At 35.4% G+C, this 18791-nt stretch carries 16 protein-coding genes; 7 read left to right on the plus strand and 9 right to left on the minus strand.

Features of this window, described 5'->3' with window-relative positions; translation table 11 throughout:
• Nucleotides 1-95: 95 nt before the first annotated feature.
• The 3 genes from ND812_RS17095 to queA are packed head-to-tail and all read right to left on the minus strand — an operon-like array spanning nt 96 to nt 2697.
• A complete protein-coding gene (locus ND812_RS17095; protein ID WP_322113708.1) occupies nt 96-626 on the minus strand; it encodes a FlgO family outer membrane protein in 531 nt (176 codons plus the stop codon).
• On the minus strand, nt 586-1605 hold the full coding sequence (locus ND812_RS17100; protein WP_265376558.1) for a hypothetical protein: 1020 nt from the start codon (nt 1603-1605) through the stop codon (nt 586-588). The genes ND812_RS17095 and ND812_RS17100 overlap by 41 nt, the downstream gene beginning before the upstream one ends.
• 51 nt (nt 1606-1656) lie before the next feature.
• Entirely contained in the window at nt 1657-2697 is a 1041-nt protein-coding gene (gene queA, locus ND812_RS17105) for a tRNA preQ1(34) S-adenosylmethionine ribosyltransferase-isomerase QueA (RefSeq protein ID WP_265376559.1), read from the minus strand.
• Nucleotides 2698-2760: 63 nt separating this feature from the next.
• Here queA and ND812_RS17110 point away from each other — a divergent pair, with 63 nt between their 5' ends.
• The 7 genes from ND812_RS17110 to ND812_RS17140 are packed head-to-tail and all read left to right on the plus strand — an operon-like array spanning nt 2761 to nt 9991.
• A complete protein-coding gene (locus ND812_RS17110) occupies nt 2761-4053 on the plus strand; it encodes a glycosyltransferase family 87 protein (protein ID WP_265376560.1) in 1293 nt (430 codons plus the stop codon).
• Nucleotides 4031-5125, plus strand: coding sequence for a glycosyltransferase family 4 protein (locus tag ND812_RS17115; protein ID WP_265376561.1), 1095 nt, complete (start codon nt 4031-4033; stop codon nt 5123-5125). The genes ND812_RS17110 and ND812_RS17115 overlap by 23 nt, the downstream gene beginning before the upstream one ends.
• The gene (locus tag ND812_RS17120; protein ID WP_265376562.1) at nt 5122-5709 is read left to right on the plus strand and encodes an LIMLP_18675 family protein; all 588 of its coding nucleotides are present in this window, start codon (nt 5122-5124) and stop codon (nt 5707-5709) included. The genes ND812_RS17115 and ND812_RS17120 overlap by 4 nt, the downstream gene beginning before the upstream one ends.
• Nucleotides 5710-5724: 15 nt before the next feature.
• Nucleotides 5725-7011, plus strand: a complete 1287-nt coding sequence (locus ND812_RS17125; RefSeq protein ID WP_265376563.1) for a hypothetical protein — start codon at nt 5725-5727, stop codon at nt 7009-7011.
• 10 nt (nt 7012-7021) lie between these two features.
• On the plus strand, nt 7022-8518 hold the full coding sequence (locus ND812_RS17130; RefSeq protein WP_265376564.1) for an MBOAT family O-acyltransferase: 1497 nt from the start codon (nt 7022-7024) through the stop codon (nt 8516-8518).
• A gap of 2 nt (nt 8519-8520) precedes the next feature.
• Nucleotides 8521-9666, plus strand: a complete 1146-nt coding sequence (locus ND812_RS17135; protein ID WP_265376565.1) for a hypothetical protein — start codon at nt 8521-8523, stop codon at nt 9664-9666.
• A complete protein-coding gene (locus ND812_RS17140; RefSeq protein ID WP_265376566.1) occupies nt 9653-9991 on the plus strand; it encodes a nucleotide pyrophosphohydrolase in 339 nt (112 codons plus the stop codon). Before ND812_RS17135 ends, ND812_RS17140 begins: the two co-directional genes overlap by 14 nt.
• Here the strand turns inward: ND812_RS17140 and ND812_RS17145 are convergent.
• The 6 genes from ND812_RS17145 to ND812_RS17170 are packed head-to-tail and all read right to left on the minus strand — an operon-like array spanning nt 9988 to nt 18691.
• On the minus strand, nt 9988-10713 hold the full coding sequence (locus ND812_RS17145; RefSeq protein ID WP_265376567.1) for a hypothetical protein: 726 nt from the start codon (nt 10711-10713) through the stop codon (nt 9988-9990). The two genes, ND812_RS17140 and ND812_RS17145, sit on opposite strands and share 4 nt — an antisense overlap.
• Before the next feature lies 1 nt (nt 10714).
• Nucleotides 10715-12472 carry a Kelch repeat-containing protein gene (locus ND812_RS17150; RefSeq protein ID WP_265376568.1) on the minus strand — a complete coding sequence of 586 codons (1758 nt, stop codon included), beginning with the start codon at nt 12470-12472 and terminating at the stop codon, nt 10715-10717.
• On the minus strand, nt 12465-14318 hold the full coding sequence (locus tag ND812_RS17155; RefSeq protein ID WP_265376569.1) for a Kelch repeat-containing protein: 1854 nt from the start codon (nt 14316-14318) through the stop codon (nt 12465-12467). Before ND812_RS17155 ends, ND812_RS17150 begins: the two co-directional genes overlap by 8 nt.
• The gene (locus tag ND812_RS17160) at nt 14305-15819 is read right to left on the minus strand and encodes a Kelch repeat-containing protein (protein WP_265376570.1); all 1515 of its coding nucleotides are present in this window, start codon (nt 15817-15819) and stop codon (nt 14305-14307) included. The genes ND812_RS17155 and ND812_RS17160 overlap by 14 nt, the downstream gene beginning before the upstream one ends.
• The gene (locus ND812_RS17165) at nt 15803-17104 is read right to left on the minus strand and encodes a caspase family protein (RefSeq protein ID WP_265359615.1); all 1302 of its coding nucleotides are present in this window, start codon (nt 17102-17104) and stop codon (nt 15803-15805) included. Before ND812_RS17165 ends, ND812_RS17160 begins: the two co-directional genes overlap by 17 nt.
• Before the next feature lie 9 nt (nt 17105-17113).
• Nucleotides 17114-18691 carry a methyl-accepting chemotaxis protein gene (locus ND812_RS17170; RefSeq protein WP_265376571.1) on the minus strand — a complete coding sequence of 526 codons (1578 nt, stop codon included), beginning with the start codon at nt 18689-18691 and terminating at the stop codon, nt 17114-17116.
• Nucleotides 18692-18791: the final 100 nt, after the last annotated feature.

Here is an 18791-nt window from a genome sequence, read left to right on the forward strand (position 1 = left end):
CCTATCAGACCGTAGGAAAAAAGGGAATCAATCGAAAATTAAACTACAGAAGCTAAAATCAGTAAAATTGGTTCTTTTAGGGAAGTGAAACGGCATCAACCGTCAATTCGGACATAAACCTCATCCGCTTTTAGGATGAGTCCCGTTTTGATTTCAATGAGCCTTGTATTTACAAAAACTCCGTCTTGGTAAGGAGTAACAATTCCTGTGATGATGACATCCACTTTGAGAACTTCACCTATTTTACGCAAGGTGGCAGTGTCTGTGGGAGAATCCAAACTGAGTCCAGCTTCTTTTAATACCTTTTGGTTTGCCAATCGATCTAAAATTTGGAAGCGGTCTCTTTTCACGAGTTCCGTAGTGAGTTTTTCTGCGAGGATATCTCCATATGGACTTTTTTTCCCTTCATTGTCGAGGAATGTCAGGACAACAAGTCTCTCTGGTTGGAAATAAAATCCTTTTTCTGATAAAGAAGTAGCGAGTTGTTCTAATGGAGGAGTGGTTGGTTTTTTAGGTTTTGATTCCCTTTCCTCTCCCAAATAACAAGAGCTAAGTGGAATTGAAATCAAACAAAGAAGGATAAAATTAAAACGCAACTTCCATTCCAAGCGAGGTAACATATTCATAAAACGATTTCCCATTAAAAGCATTCCCAACCATATATCCACCAGGAACCCCAACTAGCATACCGTCTTTATAAAATTGATTTTGAAAATTGAGAAAAAAAGTCGTTTTGAGTTTTCCTGGGTGTTTACCACGAAACGATGCAGAAAATGTTTCGGGGGATCGACCATTTTGGTCTCTCACCTGTAACAAAGGGTCATTAAAAACATTAAAAATTTGGTTACCAACATAGAGAGAATAATTCTTGCTTGGTCCCAAAAAGAGAATGAATCCAAGTGAAGCAATGTCCTGTGCTGGAATAAAACTAAGTTGGCCATTGGACGCATTTGGTTTTTGGTTCACATAATTATAACGAAGGTTCAGTTGGATTTTGTCACTGCCGAAAAAAAAAGAAAATTTACCACCATCAACTCCATTCGAGACCACTGGATTATCCGTTTTTACATTATAAACAGAAGTTTGTACTTTCAATAAAGACGAGGCAGAAAAGTTACCTTGGTATTCAAATAGTAACTTTGGGTCATATAACGTACGTTTGTTTGTTTCGATTTGACGAAAAATCAAACCCGCAGATGGATTTAATGGCGCATTTAGAATGAATTGGGATAAAGATGGTTCTCCAATTTGTTTTGCATCTAGTGCCGAATACAAAGCGGGCGAAAAATCGGAATCAATCTGTGAATAAGAGTAAGAAAAATTGCTACGTTTAACCCCGCGACGAAACGAAACCCCGGGAGTATCCAATGAAAAAGAGACTAAGGTCTCACGTGGGACACTTGAAAATTCAGATTGTTTTGGATAGGAAAAACTTGGATTGGATTCAGTCTGAGAATTTAGAGTTTTTTTTTCCGCTAACGTCAGTTTTGTTGCGTTTTCCAATTTTTTGACTTGGTTTTCTTGGATCGGCGTCAAAGTGACCACTGCAAGAAGACCAAAGCCAGAGATAAGAGAAACAAAAACAGAAGCTTGAGGGGAGTTCATAAAGAAACTGTAAAACATATTTCCTAATCCAAAGTGAATGTAAACCTATTTTTAAAATAAGAACATAGAGTCACCATATGAGTAAAAACGAAAATGGTTCTGTAATGCATACCGGTAAACATTCATCACGAGTCGACTATTTGCAAAGGCACTTACAAGTAATAACAAACTCGATTTCGGTAAATGAAAGTTTGTGATCAGTCCTTGTACGGATTTAATGTTGTCACCTGGCGACAAAAATATGTCAGTTTGACCCAGACCTACCTTATATTTCTGTTGTTGAGAATCAAATACAGTTTCGAGTACACGAAGAGACGTAGTTCCGATTGCAATGATACGACGACCTTCTTTTTTTGCAGTGTTCAATCGACTCGCTGTTTCTTCCGTGATCTCATATTTTTCTTTGTGTAAGGTTTTAGTTTGCCATTGTTCGGCGGTCAATGGACGGAATGTCCCATAACCAACTTGGAGGTTCACTGGAACAAATTCGATTCCCTGTTGGACAAGTTCTTCTTTTAAGGAATCTGTAAAATGAAGGCCCGCTGTTGGTGCTGCGACAGAACCTGATTTTTTTGCAAAGATGGTTTGGTATCGTATTTTATCTTCTTCAATGACTTTCCGTTTTAGATAAGGAGGGATTGGAATTGTTCCAAAAATCTCAAAGTCTGCATCTGAAATTATTTTGTCTGATACGAGTAACGACAATTCTTCCTCTTTCCCATCATATCGAAAACGAAAATTTGGGAATCCAACAGGCCATAAGCTATCACCTAACTTTAATTTTGCCCTATTTTTAAGAATACAAGTCCAAACTAAGGAAGAATCATCCACAGTTTCTAGAAAAATGGATTCGTGAATTCGACCTGATTCCACTTGTAAAAACACCCTTCGATACGAAACTTTTGTATCATTAAATACTAAAACATCACCAGGTTGTAACCATTGCCCAATGTTGCGAAAATGGGGTGCTTCCCAAAACGTTTCCTTCGATTTGTCTACAAGGAGTAATCTCGATTCATCTCGATTTTTAGCAGGGAAACGCGCAATTTGTTCTTCTGGTAAATGAAAATCAAATTCTTCTAAAAAATCCATCTTGGAATCACCTTAGGAAAACCTTGTCAATTAACCAGAAATATTGGGAATGGTAGGAGAACTATGTGGAAATTTTTAGAACCTATGGAAAGACAGGGGAAATGGATCCTCACTGTTCTTTTTTTGTTCCTTTTAGTCACTTCTGTGAATCGTTCCCACCAAAAATCTGATTTTTTGGACTATTACCATGCGAGTGAACGTTGGGTAACAGGAGATAATTTATACCGATTCGATGTAGCCTTTGACCTCCAATCCAAAATCAAAACAGCAGAAGATTTATTTCGGCCAGAAAACCTTCCTTTACTGTTAGCCCTTCAAAATGAAACGGCAACCTACATCTACCCTCCCGTTTTTTCTTTTTTACTCATTCCAATTACCTACTTATCGGAAACGAGTGCGGCCCTTGTATTTGAGATCCTCAGTTGGTTTTCATTTTTATTCTTATTGTACCTTCTTTTTCAAAACAAGGAGGTGAATCTTCAAAAAACAAAATTTCCATATTTAATTCTTATCCTTACGATCCTTTTTAATTTTCGATTCATCGAAAGCCATATCCAAAACAACCAAGTAGGGATAATCCTCATCTTACTTGTATTGATTTCCATTTTAGTTAAAAATGATTTTTTAAGTGGCTCCTTACTTGCGTTAGCTGTCAGTATCAAAATCACTCCTCTTGTTTTTCTTTTTGTTTTTGTTTATGAAAAGAAATATAGTCGGATTATCTGGCTTTTGATTGGTTTGGTTTTATGGAATGCCCTTCCATTGCTGTATCATTGGGATTATACAATTCAAATGTCAAAAGAATGGGTGACTGAAATTCTTGGGAATGCTTTAAACAATCCACTCCTACGTTCTTGGAAAAACAACCAATCATTCAGCTCAACACTTGCGAAGTATTTTGTTTCAGGTGCTGATTTTATCAACCAACCCACTTATAGATTACCTTTTTTGAACCTTCCGATTTCTGTTCTCAAGCTAATCCAATTGGTTTTCATTTTTGTTTATGGGATTCCTTTGTTACTTTTATGGAGAAAACCAGATCAAAAATGGTCGATCATCTCTTTGTTATTTTTGATCTCTGCCCTTTTTAGTGGGATCAGTTGGATCCATAGTTATATCATTTGTTTGGTTCCCATTTATTTTATACTCAACAAAGTTTTTTCGACACAAATGGAAACCAAGGAAGTGTATTTTTTAATTTTGATTTTATGTTTACCAATTTTCAGCCATAGAACCTTTGTCGGTCAAAAAGCCGAATCGTTTCTTTCCATGTTTTCTATTCTTTTTTATTCTACAAGTTTGTTGTATTTTTATATTGTTAGGTTTGCCCTCAATGAAAACAAAAATCGGAATTGATGCCAGACCACTTGCTTATGGAATTACTGGGAATTCGCGTTATTTGGCGGAAGTCCTAAAGGTAATCATACCAAAACACAAAGACAAAGAATTTTATTTTTTTAGCAACAAACCCATCCATGTTGTTTTTAATGATCTCTTATACCCAAACGTACATTTGGTGGTTGAACCAAAGTCTATCCCAGGCCCACTCTATCTAAATTTCATTTTACCAAAAAGGCTAAAACAGAATCAAATTGAAGTGATTTGGGGCACCATCCAAATGTTGCCTTTCTTCAAGTTACCAATTCCAAGTTACGTAAACTACCATGATCTCAATTTTATTTCTGCTCCAGAAACAATGGCTAAATGGAATTATTGGCAACATAAATTTCTGTCTCCTATCACATTAAAAAATGCTGATATTATCTTTTGTTTATCCAAAAATACTAAAGAAGAAATCATGCAATTTCGACCTAATTGCAAAGACAAATGCATTGTTGTTTACCCTGGTGTCACAAAAATCAAAACCAATCGATCTAAGTTAAACATCAAATTTCCAAAAGATTTTTTTCTAACAGTGGGTACATTAGAACCAAGAAAAAATATCAATCGTTTGGTGGATGCCTTCATACAATTCAAAACCAAATACCCAAAAGATAAAAACTCACTCCTGATTATGGGAAGAAAAGGATGGGGAGAAGAAGGTGATTTACTTTACCAAAAATTAAATGATCCAGAGATCAGAGCCAAAGGAATCCAATTCATAGAAAAACCAGATGAAAATACTTTGGCTTCTGCATTCCAATCTTGTAAGGCATTTTTTTTCCCGTCTTTACATGAAGGTTTTGGATTACCTCTACTGGAAGCGATGTTAGAGGGCAAACGATGTGTTGCATCCGACATTCCTGTCTTCAAAGAAATTTTATCAGATCAATGTGATTTGTACATCCCATCAAAAGATACAAATGCTTGGGCAAATGCATTTCGGATCATGTCTGGTAACACAAAAGAAAGAACGCCAAAATTCCCAACAAAGAAGTGGACATGGCAAGAAACTGCTAAAAAAATTGAAGAGGTGCTATTTTTATGAAACCTATCCTACGATTACTTTCAAAATGGAAAGAATACAAATCCAAAAAAGAATCAATGTATTTTGGTACTTCACTTTATGATGAATTGTATACAAACCCGATCCCTTCTCTTGCATTGATTGTAGGCGTTTCACTTTTCTTTTATTTCAGCTTACCATATATTCATTTCCTTGGAAATTTTTTCTTTTGGTTTGTTGGCGTATTGGAAATCACAAAAGTTTTAAAAATTCCATTTTTAGATGAACTCAGGTATTACCACTATTTATCCGCTTTCGTTTACTTTTATATTTCTTTCTCTCTTTTAATTGATATGAGTCGATTGCTCTCAAAATGGAATGTGCGCACTGTAATTGTCAAAAACGAAGTTTGGCAAATCAGTCATTCTGGGCTTGGCAAAAAACTCAACCAATACCAATTAAATGCAGAAGGTCTATCTTTGTCATATGAACATGGTGGGCTCATGGATTTTTTGGGACTCAATCGACTGGTTTGGAAAAAAGATGGGAAAGAGATATTTTCATCTCCTTATTTTTTTCCATATAAAAAAAATAAAAGCATCATCAATCGATTGTTAAAACGATAAGAAGGCAAACTCAGTTTGAAAAAACTTTTTATTATCCTACTCCTCTTAGGACTGTTTTTATTCCACCTTAGGTTTTTATCAAGAGCCTTTGATTGGGATTCATGTGTATACGCACTCAACATCCAAAAAGATAGGATTGAATCTGCTTTTTTTAACCCTCACCATCTCGGATTTGAATCTTCTGGTCTATTGTATTGGAAAATAATACGTTCCATTTACCCTACAACAGATATAATGTTTTTTCTAAGATTGAGAATATTAACTTTTTCACTTTTTTTCTTGGGTGTTTTCATTTGGATTTATTATAAATTATACAAAGATTTTTTTCTTGCGGTAGTACTTGCGATGGTCATCCAAGTGAGCCAAGCATTTTGGTTTTACAGTCTACACAACGATACACCACTCATTCATTCTTGTTTGATGGCCTTATTGTTTTTATTTACCATTTACTTCTTACGAAAGGGATTAAACCAAAAACACTTAGTGATTTTGTGGTTGATCCAACTTTTTACCATTTACTTCCACCAATCAAATGTGATTCATTTTGGGATGGTGCCTATGGCAATCTTTTTGTCTCCTAATCGAAGTTTGGGTAAAAAATTAAGAATTATTTTTATCTACTTAACTTGTTTAGGTTTAGCCACAATTCTCTCTTATTTGTTTGTCGGATTTGTAATTCTCAAACGAGGCCTCGGACCTATCGATGAAAAACATTTTTCTTTTTGGATGTTCTTGTATGCAGCCATCAACCGTTGGGGAACAAGCCTAGGAGAGGACAAAAATTATGTATTGTACTTTTATCGAGGGATCGGAGATGCGTTCCTCGTTTTCCAAAATGTGATTCCGAAATTACGAGTGAATCTTTTTGATTTCCAAAATCCTAAACACCTACCCTATAATTTAAATCTTTTGTTCTGGATTTTTAGTTTGAGTTTAGGAATTTTGAATTTCCGTACAATGTGGACAAAATTCAAACCAGAAATCTTAATTATGTTCTTTTGGTTAATTCCTTCCATTGGATTTTATACATGGTGGGAAGGTTATTTTTTTGAATTCTGGGTTGGAACCATCATTGGCCTTTGGATTCTAAATTCTTACATCCTAAGTTCTTTCCAAATCAAAGTTCTACCAAAGTTCTCAAATGCAATTTTGCATATGTCTTATTCTTTTCTTTTTATTTTCTATTTCTTAACAAACTTCACTTTTTCAACATTACCTAGATCTATTGGACCAAAGTTTGGTTACACTGAAGGAATCCAGGGACCTGTCGAAAAATTAGCAGAAGAATCCATATACAGATAGGTAATCCATTATGTTATTTAACTCACTTGAATTTTTAGTCTTCTTTTTGATCACAATTATCATTGGAAATATACTGAAAAATAGATGGCAAAGGTTATTCTTCTTACTTGCCAGTTATTATTTTTACATGGCATGGCAACCATCATCAATCTCGTGTTCGGCGATGGCGGACAGTGGATTAAAATACTTCTCGGACAGAATGTATTGTGATCTTAAAATCAATCCTTATGTATTTATTTTAATTTTTTCAACCTTTATTGACTATTTTGCAGCAAGAGCAATTGAATCAAAACAAGACGGTGACTCCAAACGAGGTTGGTTACTTGTTTTATCTCTTGTTGTTAACATTGGAACACTTGGTTTTTTCAAATACACCGATTTTTTATTAGGTGTGATAAACGATATCCACTTATTAGGTTCCTTTCAATTTGAAAAACAAAACATCATATTACCAGTGGGAATCTCTTTTTATACATTCCAATCTATGAGTTACACCATTGATGTTTACAATCGTAAGATTGAGGCCCGTAAATCCTTTTTAGACTTTGCATTATATGTAGCTTTTTTTCCTCAATTGGTTGCAGGTCCCATTGTTCGTGCAGAAACTTTTTTCCGTGATTTGGATTATCGTCTAAGTGTTCATAAAGAACACATTGAAGCAGCTTTTGCCCTAATTTTAATCGGATTTACCAGAAAAATTGTCTTTGCTGATAACTTGGCAAAAGTCGTAGATTCTACATTTGCAAACTATCAAAATTTGAATTCTATCGAGATATGGACAGGTGCTTTGGCTTTTGGTTGGCAAATTTATTTCGATTTTGCGGGTTATACGGACATTGCAATTGGTGTCGCCAGATTGTTCGGATTTCAATTTAATGCTAATTTTAATTTTCCAATGTCATGCAAAAATATTGCAGACCATTGGTCTAGATGGCATATCTCCTTCTCCACTTGGATACGTGATTACATCTATATCCCCTTAGGTGGATCAAGAGTCAGTGTCATTATGTACATTCGTAACATCATGATCACTTGGTTATTTGCCGGATTGTGGCATGGTGCTGCTTACCATTATGTGGGATGGGGCATTTGGCAAGGAACTATGTTACTAACTCATAAGTTCTACGGTGACACTCCTGTTTCAAAATTCCTAAATGAAAAAGGTGGAAAATCATACGAATTATTCTCTCGGATTTTTACCATGTTTTGTTTAGCATTTGGTTTTATCATGTTTAGAGCAGAGACAATGGAAAAAGCAATTCCGATGATGAAAGCTTTGTTATTCATCAACGATTCCGGAGTTCCCATTACACGTTGGATGAATTATCGATTTGGAATTCTGTTAGTCATTTGTTTTACAGCAAGTTACATCTTCTCAAAGAGACAAATCCCAACTTTACTAACAGGAAGTTGGATGAAATATTCAATTTTTGTTATCGTGAATCTATTACTTTTACTATTATTTGGAGTAACAGAAAGTCAGAACTTCCTCTACTTTCAATTTTAATTATGAGCTTAACAAAAGAAACAATCCATTTTTTGAAAGATAAGAAGATCGTTGCTGTATTTATTTTTCTTCTGCTTTTTGAACTCATATTACAACTGGGTTTTTACAAACCGTTTTTGAAAAAGAATTCTTATGCATCCAATATCAATCGTGTTACCGAACATGTTGTATCAAAAAAGGAAGTTCTAAATCCTGATATTCTGATCGTAGGAACATCTGTTGCGTTCGAAGGTATCAGCATTCGTATCCTCAATGAGAATTTGAAAAAATTAGGATGGAAAACACAATCCATTGCTGTCAGAGGATCAGAATTAGTGGTCCAACATCGTATTTTAGAAGAATACTTAGACCAATTCCCTAATGTTAAAATCATTCTTCATGTAATGGAACCTGGCATGCCTTGGGTTGATCGCAATTATGTGGTAGACCCAACTCTTGCAATGTTGTCCGAACTCGGAAATTTCAAAGCGATACCAACCGTTTTAGATTTTGAATACCAATTAAATTTTTCGAATTATCTCTATTTAATTTCTAAATCGGTAGCCTATCGAAAAGATATGTCGGATTTTGTGATTAATTTCAATGAACGACTGAAAGCCATCTCGCGCAAAAATAAAAATCCAAATGAAAATCCTTGGGATTATGAAAATGATCATCCCGAATCGATTGATGAGTACAATCTAACAAGTGTTGAAGATTGTATGAATCGACTTGCACTAAACTTACCCATCGAAATTCCAAAAGGTTCCAATCCTGATCATCGAAGGATGTTGTTTGAAACTTGTGGAATTGCAAGTATTGTCCCCAAAGATTCAGATGCTACCGAAGATACAAAACGTTATTTTCGAAGGCTTACCAAAATGTACGACTTTATTGGGAATCGAAAGATTCACATCATCAATGTTTTTGCTCCTTATTCAGACGTTATCCGTAAAGTCAATAACGAAGGACGCATGAAAGTTTGGAATGATGGATTATCAGAAGCATTAAAAGGACATCAAACACTTGATGAAATGGACTTACAAGATTCGTTAGGTGATAAAAACGGACAATTCTGCTTTGATTTAATTCACTTAAACCAACAAGGTATGATTGAATTTTCAAATATCCTTTCCAAAGAATTGGAGAAAAAACTTGGACCAAAATGAGATCACCCTAAATCAATTACAAAACGAAGTAAATGATTGGATTCAAACGATTGGTGTCCGCTATTTTTCGGAACTTACAAATTTAGCAATTCTTGTTGAAGAGGTAGGAGAATTGTCTCGATTGATGGCAAGAAAGTATGGTGATCAATCTTTCAAATCAGGTGAATCGGCAGAACAGATTCCAAGTGAAATTGGAGATATTTTATTTGTTTTAACTTGTCTTGCCAATCAAATGGGGATTTCTCTCCAAGACGTTATCAAATCAACCATTCAAAAAAACACGAAACGTGATTTAAACCGACACAAAAACAATCCAAAACTTTAAAACTTGGTTTCTAGTTCAAATACTGGAATACCAGCTTCCCTACGAATTGCATTCCAATACGCAGATAAATGAGCTGGATGAGAATTCATGTCGGATATACAGTATTCAAATTTTTGTTTAAATCTTGGATCGTTTTCTAAGTAAGATTTATAATCATCATACTCATCCAACATAAGTTGAAAAAATTTTGTTTGACCAATAAAATCATAATCGTCACGAAAAAACATATAAGCATGTGCCAAATCGTGCAGTAGATGCTCAAAAGCGTCTCTCTTCCCTTCTACTAATGTACCGGCAATTGCATCATCCCAACTAATCGTTGCATAACGTATTCCTTTGCTCTGAGATTCTAGCATCTCCAAAGAGGTTGGATTATAATCTATGAGTTGAATGTTCCATTCAGATCGACTCCATTTCCAAAGTGCATATCGAACTGTATCAGGCATTCCATAAAACCTAACTACTTCTAAAAAGTCTTTTGAAGAATCACGGTTCGGAAGTTTTTGTCCCATCCGGAGAAATGGATGTCGTATCACCCTCTTTTCTAAATATAAAAGTACAATTTGATACGCAACTTCACTGCCAGTGAGATTGTTGTTTACCCAATCAGATTTTAACTCTAATAATTTTGGTCTGAGCTCACTTGCTTCCAATGAGAGCAAAACTTCAGGTATACAAATCTTTTTAAACGAACCATAAATTTGTCCCTTGTCATGTGGCATACTATTCTATCAGTCCGTAATAGTCGGTTCCCTGATTGAATAATCCACCAGATTCACCTCCTAAAAACAAGAAAGTTCCATCAGAAAATTTTACACCACTATGTTTGGATACACTAACCCTGGACATTCCCATTTCATAAAAACTATTACTCTTGGCATAATCCAATTTTTCAATCATCCGACTTGGTTCACTTGTATTATAACGATAAGCTCCACCATAAAATAAAACTCCACCATCCGGCAGTTCTAAAGCAATACTCCATTCTCTTCTATACAATGAATTTGCAACTGTCAATATTCGATTCTTTGAAACATCATATAACATCGTCGCATTACTTAAATTTGACAATTGTGCACCATAAATCAGAATATTCCCGTCTGAAAGTTTCAAACATTTCAATGCACCAACTGGTGTTGGCAAACTAGGTCCCCAACTAAATGTTTCTGTATTTGGATCAAAAAACTCGGTAGTATCTTTAGGAGCAAAAATTCCATCGGATCCACCAATGATCATCACTCTTCCATCATTCAAAACCACCGAACATGAGAATGATCTTGGAGTTTTTAACCGATTAGAAAGTTGAGTGAATGTTTCAGTACTCGGATCATAAATCTCAGCAGTGTTTAAAGTAGTAAAATACATCCCTGGCAACACTGGTGTATAATCTCTAATACCACCAATTACCATTACTTTTCCATTCGGTAACTTTACAATGTCATGCATATGCCGAGGTTCCACCATAGAACCAGATTGAACAAATGATGTCGTTTCAGTATCAAAAATATAACTTTCATTGAGTGCAGTCGTCACTGAATACTTGATCCCACCTGTAATCAGCAATCGTTTCCCATCTAACATCAATCCTCTTTCACCACGATGGATTTCGGGCAAACTAGGATTCGTTAGTTGGAACGAGTTTGTCCCACGTCGAAGGATCTCGGCACTTGAATTATATCCATAAATTGCAATTACATCGCCATTCTGATTTTGGAATGCATCAAATTCAGAACGTCCAAAGTTTAAAGTAGGTCCTGCGACTAAACCTATCAGTCGAATTGTGATTGTATTCGTTACAACATTTAGAGCCTTATCATTTGCATTTGGGAAACCAAACGTAATGGATCCAGGTTCATTCGATTTAAAATTTGTTTCGAAATAAACACGAAATTTAGTATCACTTATTTTTTGGATAGAGCGAAATACAATAAAAGGAGCTAATTTTCCACTCAAAGAAGGTAGTCCAAATTGATTGAGAGGCTCAGAACTTTCAAAATCCCAATACCGAGCAGTAAAAAATGTATAATCAGTAATTGGTAAATACGAAACCAAATTAACAGTTGGTAATTTTGTATCAATAATAATGGGATATTTATCTTGTGATAAAGTTTCACCTAATCCAGATACAACGCTAGATAAATTAACTTCGTAACAACCATCACTTGTAATAGGGTCAAATTGAATCAAAAGTTGATCATTGCCTATTTTGGTAAAACTAATATTTGAAAATGTTTGTTCGTTTAGATTAGCAAGAAATGAAGTGTCTAAGGATGCAAGCTCTCGGTTACATTGTAATAAAATCTGGTCAATGTTGCCAAATGATTTGGTATTTGACTTTTCTTTGCACTCAAATGCACCAGCATTTCCCACGGAAGCAAGTAAAAGACCTGAAATTGATTTTGGATCAAAAACATTCTTAAAGTCACCCGGAACAATGCATCCAAAGAATAAGAATACAAATGAGAAATAAATTTTATTCAAAACTATATTCCTCCGTGTTTGCAAGTATACTTCCTATCCTACCACCTAAGATCATTCCTCCGCCAGTGGCAGAGTATTTGATTTCGCATCCATCCCATCTTGCATTTAAGGACCTACCAGTCAGATAGAATCGATTATCAGATTCTGACCATGATTCTGTATCCAAAATTGAATCAAATGTACTACCATTGACAGTTCGATATTCCAATCCACCTGCGATGATAATTTGGTCTTTACCATATGAAAACATAAAGGAACTTCCCCATTCTCTTCCAAACAAAAGATTTTTATGGTCACGAATGGTATCCGTCGTTGGATTATATATTTGTGCTCGTAAGATTGGTTGGTTGTCATCAAATCGGGAACTGATTCCACCTAAAATTAAAACTTCTCCATTACTTAATGCATGAGTAAAATGATTAAATCGTTTTATCACTCTCGCAGAGGAAGTAGATAGGGTTTTCGTACTGATATCATAAATTTCAATACTATCGATTGATCGTGCATAATAATCGGATGGGTTAGGCCCTGTTACATCCGATCTTTCCCCTCCCGTAATGACCACCTTACCAGCAATTACCGAAACCACCTGTGATTGTTTACCGCGAGAATCAGCTAGGTTACCTATGGTTTCAACCGACATACTGAACGGGTCGGTAGTAACATGAATCAGTTCTACCATTGAAATTGATTGAAACGGAGAAAAGGGAGTAAGACCCCCAACGACCAAAACATCACCATTTGGCAACACAGTCATTTTATGAAGTTGTCTAGGAGTCGTAAGGAATGGTCCTTCAGTCCATGTATTTGAAATTGGATCAAATATTTCTGTTGAATTTAAACTTCCGTTCGATGGATTGCCAACCTTCCCACCATATCCTCCCGAAACCAATAACCTTCCGTCCAAAAGCTTTACGATTGCAAATTCCTGCCGACGGTAGATCATATCGGGAGCAAAAGTGAATTCTTTCGTTATAGAATTATAATATTCTGTACTACTCAATGTTCCATTCCCATTAATCAAAACACCTGACTTAGCTCTACCACCTAAGACAATTTTACGACCATCATCCAATTCCATTCCTACACAAGAACGCCTAGCAATGTTCATATTAGGACCACTTTTGAAAGCAAAAACCTTTACTGGAACGGCAATGGTACCTTGTGTATTAAATGCTTTATCTTTTACTCCATTAAAACTAATGGTAAGAATTCCTCCGTTAGCATTTGGATTCCCAGCAAACAACAATCGAATATTTCTTTGTGAGACGATGATATCAGAAACAACTAAAGTATTCTTTGCATTCCCCGAAAGACTTACCTGGGATAGATTGCCATCCCAAACAATTTCTTCGTTTGCTTCTACATCTAGAAAACCAGATTGCAATTCAGAGATATCAATACTATTTCCTGTTTTTAATTGCAACATAGGAGGAGTTGAATCAATTTCGAATTCAAAAGACTCTGGATTCACCAAAAGGGCTTCGTTCAGATAATAGTCTTTTAAATTCAAAGTGAATTTTCCAGTTGTTACCGAAGGTGACATCCGTATTTCATATAAAAACTTACTTCGCGGAATTACCTGTGAAATAGGATCCAATCCAGGATTAGCAATTGGCAATTTCAAGCCGTTTGCTTTTGTCGTAAAATCATGATTTGTTGAAACATACAATACTCCACCAGGTTGAACACGATTAGAAGAAAACTCCATTTGCACAACCGAATCGCCACCTAACATAAATAATCCTAAGCTTAGTGGAGACGAAGGATCCAATGGATTGGAACCTGCTGGAATTTTACAGGATACCAATAGTAAGGTGAAAAAGAAAAATCTAATCTTTCCCATAAACTTCCACTCTGGTATCTGTTAGCGCTGAATCCCCAAAAATCACAATGCCCTTGGTAGTCAGAAAGGCAGAATGTTCCGATCTTGGAGACATCATTGTGTCTACTATAAAATTTTTACGTTCAAAATGATCATATAGTTCTAAAATCCCAGACTTAAAGTAAGTGTCGACTCCCCCAGTGAAAAAAACTTGTTCATCCGAAAATCTAACAATGGCACTCCCATTTTTAAATCGAGACGTAAACCCAAGACTAGTAGTAGATGATAAAGTTTCGTTCCATGATTCGATCGCCTTTGAACCAGTGCCTTCGCGATTCATCCCACCAAATAACACACGATCCATATTCGGCATTTTTATATTAGTTACGTTTGATCTTGCGGTTGCAAAGTTTCCTGGTAAACTAGTCAAACTAAAGTTGTTCGTGTTAATTGTAAAAACTGTATTTGAAAAAAATGCATAAGGATCCAATCGATCTTTGCCACCAAAATATAAAATGCGAGAATTCGCTTCGTCATATTCAGTAGCATGGAAGATAATCCCTATTGGGAAGTCAGAAGTTCCATTCAGTATTACAGAAGAATTCCCAGTTACCGAAATCAATTCATGGTCTTTTGTGACAGCAGAAGGATCAATTCCTACTTGGAACTGCCCTCCTGAAACTAATATACTTCCATCTCCAAGGCATACCATCGAATGACCGTAACGTCTCCTCGCCATACGAAAGGAAAGTTCTGTTACTGTTTCAGAAGTTGGATCAATAGAATAAATTTTGTCTGAAATTTGAGTGGTCGCAGATACATTCCCAGCGACTGTTTTCCCACCCGAAACAAACACCTTTCCAGTTTTTTGAACACAGATTGATAGCCCCATCAAACCTTCGTTTAATGAAGGTAATACCTTTGATACACCTGTCTCTGGATCCCATATTTCTACTGTTTGCAAAGTTGTACCAGAAGGGTTAACTCCCCCAACCAAAAGGATTCTACCATCATTTAAGATTGAAGTTGTAATTTTCCCTTTTGCTTCCGAAATCGAACCGTAAAATCTTGGGTATGGAAATCGAAACTCAAGTTGTTTCCCTGGGAATGAAAACTCATTCATTGATTCTGGTTTTGAAATGGATAAAAGAACTGGTTCCCTCCATTCAGACCTTGATGAAACAGAAAACAAAACTCTTAACCGGGTATCCGATAGCGGGAATACATCACGTAAAATTAAATCATTTTGATAAGGATCTGAAATTTTAAAATTTGCTTTTGAGAAATAATTTGCTCCTGGTGCACTTAAGTCTAAATCCAGGTATTCTGTTTTTACAAAAATAGGATAATCATTTTGCTTATATCTGGAAGTGATCGTTAATTCATCACCCAATCCCAATCCTAGTAATACAACAGCAGAACTTCCAACAATATTCGCTGGATCAAAAACATTCTGATTGGGTGCTTTTACATTACAATGCAGAACAAAGATGATTGAAATTAAATTAAAACCTAATCGCATAACCCAATTTCCCAACTCGATTGATTCCCATATAACCTTGATTTTCCAAATCTAGATCTAAAAAAACACCAGATTTTTCTTTAGGATTTGGGCCTAACAAATAAAAATCAAACACATTTGCAGACCAAATAAAGAGTAATGCTGTTAAAGCATGCGATAAGTTCGTTCGCGAGGTCTCCATTTGTTGTCTATGTGGTTCAATTAGAAAGTAATTCAACACTACAGTCTCTGCGATTCTCGGATTCGGAGGGATCCCAATTGCAGATTCATATGCATGTTTGTCCGATCGGAATTGGTTGTATTGGTATCCAGCATATAATACTCCCAAAGCAAAAATCGACATGTAAATTTTACCTTTTTCTTCCTGTCCTCTCGCATATTGCCCCCAACCAGGAATTAGGAAGGATCGAAACGCATAAGTTGGGTTATATGGATTGAATAAAGGTGCATCTGCCAAAGAAGTTTCTGGATTCACTGCATAAGTTAAGATTGTATCTTCTGCTTTTTCCGCATATTCTTTGGTGTACGGTTTTTGTAATTTTTGATTTTCTTTGGTCCAATCTTTCATGGATTGGATTACATAATTCGACAATTCAGAATAGGTTACCTCACCATTAAAATTGGAATCTGCTCTACCTTCTAATCCATAAATCAAATATTTAGTATAAATTCCATAACCAGATTTTGGATCTTCAAAACTGGAATAACCTACTTTTGTTGAATAAAATACAGAGACAATTTCTGAGTCTTTAAAACTTGTACCCTCTAAGTATTTTCTTCCAACTTCTTCTTTTCCATCTTCCGGATTTCTGCAAGCATCGATAAAAAAAACGACACGTTTGAGATTAAATTTTCTAGTTAGTTCAATTAGATGTTCAACAGCAATCCCAGTCTCAAATGGTTTTTGGGGATTTGCATCTTCTGGCAAAAGATAGACTTTATCATTATAATCAACCACACCATGACCAGAAAAATAAAAAACGAAAAGATCGTCTGGATTGGTTTCTTCTAATACTGATTCGAGTTGAGTTAGGATATTAAATTTTGTAGGTATGGAACTTACAGATCCTTCTTGGACTAAAGTTTGGATACGATTATAGGATCCATAACTGAACAATATTTTTGTCATCCCAAGCGCATCATTTTTTGCCGTTTTCAAATTGGCTAGGGACAAGTCCTTATATTCACTAACGCCAACAACAAATGCGAATCTTTTCCCACCTGGCTCAGCTTTCAAAAAACTTGGCATCGCTATAATTAAGAATATTAGAATTTTTGATTTCATTAAAATTGTTTATTCAGATGCCAGTTCTTTTGCTTGGTTTTCCAAACTTGATGTATTATCACCCATTTTTCTAGCATTTATCACAACTTTTCGATTAATTTCTTCCATTTGGTGAACAACAGCAACCATTTGTTCTTTATCTTTATCTAATACTTTCGATTCCTGGTCCAATACTTTGGAAATCGATTCAATTAAATCAAGAGCTTCCAGCACTTCATTATTTATATCTTTTTGTGAATTAATTTTGGATGTCGCTGTTTTCATCACACCACTTAGCAAGTCATATTTAGATTGAAGGGATTCAGTTTGATTTAAGGCTGTAGACGCCAGTTCTGTTCCTTCTTGAATATAGCGGTTTGAAGTTGTGATGATTTTCTTAATCTTCGTTGCATTTTCATTGGAATTCTCTGCTAATTTCGCTACCTCTTGTGCAACTACTGCAAAACCTCGACCATGTTCCCCAGCCCTTGCCGCTTCGATGGATGCATTTAAAGCCAATAAATTGGTACGATCAGCAATTTCTGCCATGATATCATTCACTTCACTTACTTCCTTTTGGGAAATATTGACAGAACGTAACCTTTCTTCTAAATTTTTTACAGTTTCAGAAAGTACATTACTTCTATCCTGGAAATCACTCATATTTGCATTGAGATCTTCCACTACTTTCCCAATTTCAGCGATACTTAACTTTAATGTGTCTGATTTATGATTGAGTAAGGTTATTTGAGTATGTTGTTTCCCAATATTTTCGACTGACGTTTGTATACTCTCTGAAAATGAAGAAACAAATTCTGTAAGATCTCGAATCGAAACATCTTGCGATTCGATTTGAAAATTAAAATCATTAGTAAGTTCACGAATACTTTTGAGTGTATTGAATAATTCAGAACCAATTCTATTTAAATCTTGGTTCAGAGTGTTTGCATTTTCTCTTTCCAGTTCCGCAAGTTTATGTTTTTCTTCTGACTCATTTTTGATTTCATTTAATAAATTTAAAACCGTAGAAGTGAGGTAACCAAAACAAATTAAAAATAAGATTTTAAATACTTCATTTGAAATGGCAACCGTTCCCTTTTCACTTTGTAATCCTTCTGCCTCTTTAAAAGAAACACCTTGCCCATAACCGATGATTAATATTAATACCAAACAAAAAGCTGAGTAATAAGTGCTCGTGAGTAAAGTCCGTTTTGAAAAGAGAAATGCAGAGTAAACAACGTAAAAATAATACAATACATATAAGGTTGGTGATTTAATTAAATCGGCAGCAACTGTACTACCACCCATCAGTCCAGATGCAGTGACTGCAAACAATACGGTAATATCCAAAACAATGAATAATTTCGGGAAAAAAGTATTGAGTCTGCCAATTTTAAATAAATAGGCCTGCAAACCTCCGTAAAGAAACATACACGTGATTCCTACCAAATAACTTGTGGTTTGAAGGGTTGTGGACGTTTTGAACGATCCTAAAGTCGCAATAATATAAAAACCAGCGAGTAAAAACCTCACTCGATTGACATAAACTGGGCCTAACTCTAACCAATTCTTTTTCTTCTGAATCGATTCTAAGGATCTTTTCGACATAGGATGATCCTTTAAGATTCAAAGTGATTGGAAAGATATTTTCTTTTTTTAGTGAATGGAAATAGAAAGTCAGTTGACAAAATATAGTTTAATATTAAAC

The organism is Leptospira limi (assembly GCF_026151395.1).
GTDB classification, from domain to species: Bacteria; Spirochaetota; Leptospiria; order Leptospirales; family Leptospiraceae; genus Leptospira_A; species Leptospira_A limi.